The organism is Asaia sp. SF2.1 (assembly GCF_000505765.1).
Lineage (GTDB): Bacteria > Pseudomonadota > Alphaproteobacteria > Acetobacterales > Acetobacteraceae > Asaia > Asaia bogorensis.
In genome coordinates this window covers 25,384-30,904 of sequence record NZ_AYXS01000051.1, presented here as the reverse complement: position 1 = coordinate 30,904, position 5,521 = coordinate 25,384, and the positions used below count along the sequence as shown (strand labels likewise).

Genomic DNA, 5,521 nt, shown 5'->3' with positions numbered 1-5,521 from the left:
CCCGAAAAAATCCGGTGGCGGGCCGCGCCAAAGGCCTTGTCGAGAACGGTGTAGAGCTCCGGATGGGGGTTCGTATTTTCCCAAGGGTAGTCGCGGTCATAGTGAACAGGCAGCAAAGAATCGATCGTAAAGGCGGGATCGCTGTCACCCGCAGCGAAAAGCGTGACGTCATGCCCCCGCGCCATCAGGCCTCGCGCGAGATGAAAACTATGCGCCTCCATCCCACCCTTGAATGGTTCGGCAATCGGGTGGCGCGGATGCGCCACCAGGGCAATGCGGAGCGGGCGGTTCATGATGACGACCCGTCACTCAGCCGCGATGGCGACAGGGTTCACCGCGTCGGGGCGTAAAGAGCCATGAGGTACTGGCAGGGGCGGGGCAGTTTCAGTCGGTCGCAGCGCAGCGAAAGCGGCTTCACGTGTTGCCTGACGCTGCTCAAGAATTCTGATGACCGAAGCCGTATTGGCATAGGGCTGATGAGCCTGCTGTCCTGTCAGGGCCAGATCGTCTGCATTGGGGGCACGCAGGATACGGATAGGCTGTCCGGGCGTGTCATCGATCAGCCCCATGAGCCGGAAGGCGTGAAGCCAGTGGCCCATGGTCCGGTAGCCCCATTTGCTCTCGAAAATCTCGGCGTTCCGAACAACCGTCTCAAGATGGTGAACGGGCGGCATATGATGCGTGTGGTGCTGATGATAGACGCGTGCGCCATTGACCCAGGCCAGGGAATTGCCAGCGAGAGTGAAACCTTTGGCAAAATCCGTGTCCTCACCACCATAGCCGGTAAAGCCTTCGTCGAACCCGCCTGAACTCGCGAAGCGTGTCCCGCGAATAGCGAAATTGAGCGACCAGAAGCAGCGATAATCCGGGCAGGCTTCCACCCCATAAGCGGGTGGCCCGCGTCGGTCGGAATGGCGCTCGCTGACGGCTTCGAAAGCAGTGTAGGTCCAACCTTCATCATTTGCCCCAGCGGGGAGGTACATAACCTCACCCATCAGCAGTCCGTCGCAGGTTTCCAGCGCACCGCGATAATCCCGCAGGCAATGCGGTGCCGGGATACAATCGATATCGAGAAATACGAGAGCCTCACCAATGGCTTCCGATGCCGCAAGGTTCCGCGCGGCAGACAGATTCATCACCCCGGCAGGGGCAAGGATCTGACGCACGGGAAAATCTACCTCTGGCAGGTTTTCATAGGGCGCATCTTGCATCACGATAACGATGAATTCGTCAGGCTGGACGCTCTGGCGCGACAGACCGATCATCATGTTGGCCAGATGGCTGGCGCGCCCTCTGGCGAGAGTCAGAACCGAAAGCGTGTTCATGGCAGGAAGCTTTCATGCGCGGTGGCGCCGGTCATGGTGGAAGGGGGCTCATTCCAGAGGCGGGCAATCAGGGTTTCAAGCCAGTGCGCAACACCGTCGGCGGGACGATCATCTATGGCGCTGCGCTGGATGCCGGGCCGATGGTTCAAATAGGTCTCTTCTAGCGCTTTTGCCCAGGCGAGCGCCGAGGCGGGCATGTGCTGGCGTATGACGGCCATATGGGCGGCTTCGAGGCACTCGGCCTTGCGACGCTGTTCATCGAAATAGCGCCATTCTGGGATGGCAAGCCATGGCTTGCCTGCGGCCAGAATTTGCTGGCAAGTCGTATTGCCTGTGCTGGCAATGATGCAATCGGCCGCGGCGATATAGTCTGTCGCGTTCGATACCCATCCGCGATGAAGAATATTGCCAGGCTCTGTTGCGTGCCAATCGCGTTCCAGCGCGCCAATTGTGACCCACAGGGCATCGGGGCGGTGGCGTGCGCCGACCGTGATGGGGGCCAGAGTGAAACCCGATCCGCCGCCGCCCGTCATGACAAGGATCATTTCCCTGTCGGGGGCGATGCCGATGCGCTGTCGGGCCACTTCCTTTTCTGGCAGGATCTCGGGCTTGCCGAGGCCACCGGCAAAGAAAATCTGCTGTAGCCGTGAAGTCGTCCATTCAGGTTGTGCAAGCTGGGCCGAAAACGGCGCCAGCAGACCGACTGCGCCATCATAGGCAGCCTGATGGCCCTCGTCGTCACGGTCGCCATGTTGCAGGATCTTGATATGCGGCACACTGCACAGGCGGCAAAGCTGAGCAATTTCGGCCGAAACGTCACAAATCATCAGGGCCGGGTCTGCCTCGACAAACCACGCCACAATCTGCCCCATAGCCTGCCGTATGCCGGGCCAGCCAAGCGGCGCACAATGCAGGGTGCGGGGCGTAGGCATATCTGCCAGCGCCGCGGTTTCCGCCCCGGTCGCTTCGAAAAGCGACGGAATGACCGTCAGGCTGGCATGGGCGGGCAGGTCAGGAAACAGATCGGCGCGGGCACAGAAAATGCGTACCGGCCGCGTATCGGGCAGAGCGTTGATGATTGCGAGACAGCGCTCGGCATGACCGCGACCCTGATGATGCACGAAATAACCAATAGGGCGCGTCATGCGGAGTATCCTGACAGTTGCGGCTGGGTTGCGCTGTCAATCAGCTGGGAGAAAGCTGGCAAGGGAAGAACCGATGGCGCGATGCTGCCCGACGGCAAGACAGTTGCCGCGACTCTGCTCGGTGCAGGGCGTGCTACGCGCTGGCGCTTGCGTCCAAGCTTGCGGTAGAATGCGACTGACTCTGCGGCGTAGTTTTCCCAGCCCAGGAGCGCCTGATGTCTGGTCGCTGCGCCTGAAAGCTTTGCCCATAGTTCAGGCGATGACAGCAGATGGTTCAGCCTGTCCGTCAGGCTGTCTGATGAGTCAGGGGAGAAAAGCAGGCCATGCCCCAGTCTGGCGATGATATCCACCGGACCGCCCCGATTTGTGGCAAGGACGGGCAGTCCGACCGAGGCCGCTTCGAGCAGGGTCAGACCGAAGGGTTCGTGACGCGCCGGATTGACAAAAATGCCTCTCGTATGAGCTGCAAACCGGTAAAGGCTGGCAACATCATGCGCCTCATGAGCCGCAGGTAGAGCAAATTGCGCCTCTAGCCCGGCTGCATGACGGATGTGATGCAGTTGTGCAATTACACCGGCTTCTTCCGTGCCGGGTTGTACGCCGGCATGTTGCCCCGCGAGAATGACCAGATTGACGCGCTCGCGCAGGCCGGGATCACTTGCATAAGCCTGAGCCAGGAGGACAAGGTTCTTCTTCTCGACAGCGCGGGCGATAGCCAGAATGACGGGGCGATCAGGATGGGCCAGATGGCGGGCGATAAAGGCCCGTCCTTGCGCGGCGGGCGCTGGATCGAGCGTGGGAACGCCGGGTGTGATCAGGCGCAGACGTGAGCGGTTGAGCGCGACGCCGTAGCGGGGGATCTGGTGGCTCGCTTCATCGCGGGTTGAAACGATGATGCCATCGGCCTGAGCGATGGCGCTTCGCTCCATGGCGATACGTGCGTGCAAAGCCGGGCAGTTGCGCCCTCCCGCCTGCAATTTATCGATGCCTAGTGCATGGGGTGTGTAGACGACGGGAATATTCAGCTTTTGCGCAAGAGCGAGACCAAGCTGGGCAGCATCGGCAAAATGCACATGAATAGCGTCGTAACGCTGGTCCGGGCGGCTGGCATGGCGCAGCAGGGCTTCAGTCAGGTCAGGAAGGTCCGCAAGAGCGGCATCTTTTTCGCGGTATGGCGAGGCAGGAGCACCGATGCGCTGGATCGTGATCTTGTCCGAAACACATTCGATTTCCTGATCGTGAATCAGACCAAGCATTTCATTGCGAAAACGTCTCGTAATGATTGTGATATGATCAATGTCAGGACGGGCAGCCTGTGCACTGGCTGCCTCAAGCACATAAGCGATATGACCGCCCGTATCAGGCGTAATTCCGTAGGTAACCGGGGGCGCGCGAAGACAGCCACCCAGCGCAATGTGAAGTATATGCACGCGTCACCTCGCTCATGGGGCGATGTAACGTTTTCGGGAGAGAACGGGTTGCGCCGCTCAGGGACTCATTCATCGTCCTGGTCCTGCTTGTGGCGCTTGAGAGACTCTCATTGAATCAAGTGTAGTTTTGCAAAGTCGCCTGCGCATGGTTGCCGACGCCAGTCTCACGCGGCAGGGCGTCCTGCGGGGATACGGATGTGTATGCCCAGAGGTGGGCGACAGGCGTCATGGTTCGAGCCTGTCGCATCACGGAAAATCAGTCCCGATTGATCAGGATATCAATTGGTGGGCGGCCATTGAGATAACCCAGCGAGAAAGTACCCGCCTCTGGCGCAATACCGTCATGCAGCAGGCTGCGCCAGGCGCCCTGAACAGGGAGCATCGTTTCGCTCAGGCCGCGATGGTGAATGCATAGTCCTTCATCCGGCGCCAGCGCCATTGTCAGCCGCTGCGCAATGATGAGACAGGAGCCTTCCATCGTTTGCCGCTGGAAGGCAATTACATGCTCTGCCAGAGGGCCTGTAGCAATGAGTGGCAGATAGCGCCCAGAAGCAAAGAGATCTGTGTTCTCAAGGCGAAGAGACAGAACGGTTTCGATCAATGCCTGCTTGATGCGGCCATTCTTCCACCCGGCGCTGCTCTGGGAAAAGGGCAGGGCTTCATCGAGCATTGCCCGATGGGTGGGATAATCGACGGGTCGGCGGTTATCCGGATCGACAAGGCTGAAATCCCAGGTTTCACGACCCTGATAAAGGTCAGGAACACCGGGGCTGGTCATGCGCAGCAAGGTCTGTGACAGGCTGTTGAGCGTAGCAGCCGGGCTGATGCGCTCGACATAGGATGACAGGCCTTTGCCAAAGTCTCCGGTCATGCAGCGATGGGCGAAATCCAGACAGGCTTTTTCATAGGCCTCGTCAGGATTGCTCCACCCGGTCTGGCTGCCGGCTTCGCGCAACGCCTTGATCAGATAGGCGTCGATACGTTCGCTGTAATCGCTGAAACCAGCCTCATTTAGGGGCCAGGAAGAAATCAGCGTCTGGAAAATGAAATAGGCATCGGCCGATATGGGTGAGGGACCATGGGCAGTCTTTTCAAGGAAAGCCTGACTCTGGTCCAGCCAGCGCCGCGTCGTTTCAGGCCAGTTGGCCGCGGGCTCACTGAGAACCATGAGCCGAGCCCGTCCATCTTCCCCGCGCTTGTGGTCATGCGTTGCGGTGGTGAGAAGTGCCTGGGGGTGGTTGGCCAGACGCTCGATGTTCATGCTGTGAAAGCTCTTCACAGGGGCTGCGAACCGATCGGGGCTGCAACCGACATCGTTACGCGAGAGAAGGCGGGCATAGCGATAGAACGCTGTATCCTCACCTGCCTTGGCCGTGAGAGGCGCTGTGAGATGCTCGAAGCGTTCGAGAATATCCTGCCGTTCCGTCGTGTCGATACGGGCATCGGCAAGGTACTGGCAAATCTGGTCCAGTATCTCGTGCTGATAGACGGGCAAAATCTGCTGCGCTGCGAGACGTGCCCTGTCGATGGCGCGAAAATCGGCACCGGAATCACCACCATCGGCGAAATAGCTGCGATAGACCGGAAAGACGGTTAGAAGGGCGCGCAGGGCAACGCCAAT

Annotated in this window: 4 protein-coding genes and 1 pseudogene; all 5 read right to left on the bottom strand. The window is 59.6% G+C overall.

The annotated features are described in order from the left end of the window. Positions 1 to 293, bottom strand: a 293-nt coding sequence (locus P792_RS36265) for a glycosyltransferase (protein ID WP_200863496.1), incomplete at its 3' end; no start/stop codon positions are given. 12 nt (positions 294 to 305) lie between these two features. After that, positions 306 to 1,325, bottom strand: coding sequence for a glycosyltransferase family 2 protein (locus P792_RS35120; protein ID WP_023979969.1), 1,020 nt, complete (start codon positions 1,323 to 1,325; stop codon positions 306 to 308). Further along, a complete protein-coding gene (locus tag P792_RS35115) occupies positions 1,322 to 2,470 on the bottom strand; it encodes a hypothetical protein (protein WP_023979968.1) in 1,149 nt (382 codons plus the stop codon). The genes P792_RS35120 and P792_RS35115 overlap by 4 nt, the downstream gene beginning before the upstream one ends. Continuing rightward, the gene (locus P792_RS35110) at positions 2,467 to 3,900 is read right to left on the bottom strand and encodes a glycosyltransferase (RefSeq protein WP_023979967.1); all 1,434 of its coding nucleotides are present in this window, start codon (positions 3,898 to 3,900) and stop codon (positions 2,467 to 2,469) included. Before P792_RS35110 ends, P792_RS35115 begins: the two co-directional genes overlap by 4 nt. A 256-nt stretch (positions 3,901 to 4,156) precedes the next feature. After that, positions 4,157 to 5,521: pseudogene (locus tag P792_RS0120420) on the bottom strand (malto-oligosyltrehalose synthase); the annotation flags it as partial.